Here is a 244-nt window from a genome sequence, read left to right as displayed (position 1 = left end):
ATCGGGATAAGCCGACTGTTAAGCGACTTATTTCTTCTTACCGACTTTACCCTCTTTGCGGAGGATACGTTCGCCTTCGTACTTAATACCTTTACCTTTGTAAGGTTCTGGTTCGCGTACTGCACGGATCTTAGCAGCCGTAGCACCTACGAGCTCTTTGTCGATACCGCGAACGATGATTTTCGTTTGGGACGGCAGTTCGAATTCGACGCCGTTGTCCGGAACGATTTCAACCGGGTGGGAG

The 244-nt window shown here is 50.0% G+C and carries 1 protein-coding gene; it reads right to left on the bottom strand.

Features of this window, described 5'->3' with window-relative positions:
• Positions 1 to 27: 27 nt before the first annotated feature.
• Positions 28 to 244: 50S ribosomal protein L6 (locus ACX9YW_RS23475; protein WP_460351203.1), on the bottom strand; the 217-nt coding region annotated here is incomplete at its 5' end.

The sequence above is a fragment of the Pseudoneobacillus rhizolycopersici genome, from assembly GCF_054786815.1.
The sequence above is the reverse complement of the archived record's forward strand: the minus strand, read 5'-3'. Positions and strand labels throughout refer to the sequence as shown.